Below are 1043 nucleotides of genomic sequence, written 5' to 3' on the forward strand. Positions count from 1 at the left end.
GTCTGCTGTTGCAGCAAGCTCGAGCCCGCCACCGAAGGCCGAGCCATTTAGCGCAGCGATAAGAGGCACCCGAAGTCGAGCTAGCGCGTCGAAAACACGGTGACCTTCGCGGACCCAGTCCTCCCCCAATGACAACGAGTCGATCTCGCTCCAAGCAGCAATGTCTCCACCTGTACAAAAAGCCTTGCCGCTCCCCGTGATGATGGCGACCCTGACGCTGGCATCCTTTCCGATTAAAACTGCCGCATCGCCCAACTCGGCGATCATCGGACCGTTAAGCGCGTTGAGTTTATCGGGGCGCGCGAGCACGATGGTCGCAATACTTGCCTCGATGTTCACCTTAACGGTCTTGCTCATTCTGCACTCCTCAATTTCAATCCGAAGGATTCGGGGCGGAACAGCGTAGGATCCATTAACTTGGGTGTCCGCGGAACTAGAAGCTTGAATTCCGATTGATCAAGGATATCACGTTGTAAATCGACACCGGGCGCGATCTCCACGACAGCAACGCCATCCGCTGTCAAATGCATAACGCAGCGCTCGGTTACGTAAACGACATTCTGGCCTTGCTCGATGGCGCGGCGGCCCGAGAACGAGACGTGCTCGATTTCATTTACGAGCTTCCGAACCTTTCCTTCTTTGTGGATGATCAGGTTGCCATTCTCTAGACCGAGCTTTGCTCCGGCACTAAAGAAGCCCGAAAAAACCAGTCGTTTGGCGCGCGAGGAGATATCGACGAAGCCACCTGCGCCTGCCGTCACGTGTGGACGTGCTGCGAGTCGCGAGACATTTACCGAGCCCTCTTTGTCAATCTGAAGGAACGACAGAAGTGTGGCATCAAACCCTCCGCCCTGAAAATAAAGAAAGTTTGTCGGTGAAGAAACGATAGCTTCAGCGTTTGAAGAACAACCAAACTGGAAGTCGAGAAGTGGAATACCCCCGATAGCGCCGTGTTCGATCATCCAGGTGACGCTGCCGTGCAAGTCTTCCTCAATGAGAATTCGCGGCACAAGTGCCGAAATCCCGAATCCGATGTTGACGGC

The 1043-nt window shown here is 54.7% G+C and carries 1 protein-coding gene and 1 pseudogene; both read right to left on the minus strand.

The features are described from left to right. The coding region (locus tag EOA75_RS33170) for an enoyl-CoA hydratase/isomerase family protein (RefSeq protein WP_164747771.1) at nt 1-357 on the minus strand (357 nt) is incomplete at its 3' end. Further along, nucleotides 354-1043 (minus strand): annotated as a pseudogene (locus EOA75_RS33175) (acyl CoA:acetate/3-ketoacid CoA transferase); the annotation flags it as partial. The pseudogene EOA75_RS33175 and the gene EOA75_RS33170, both read right to left, overlap by 4 nt.

Origin of the sequence: Mesorhizobium sp. M1A.F.Ca.IN.022.07.1.1, from assembly GCF_003997575.1 — a bacterium.
Taxonomy (GTDB): domain Bacteria; phylum Pseudomonadota; class Alphaproteobacteria; order Rhizobiales; family Rhizobiaceae; genus Mesorhizobium.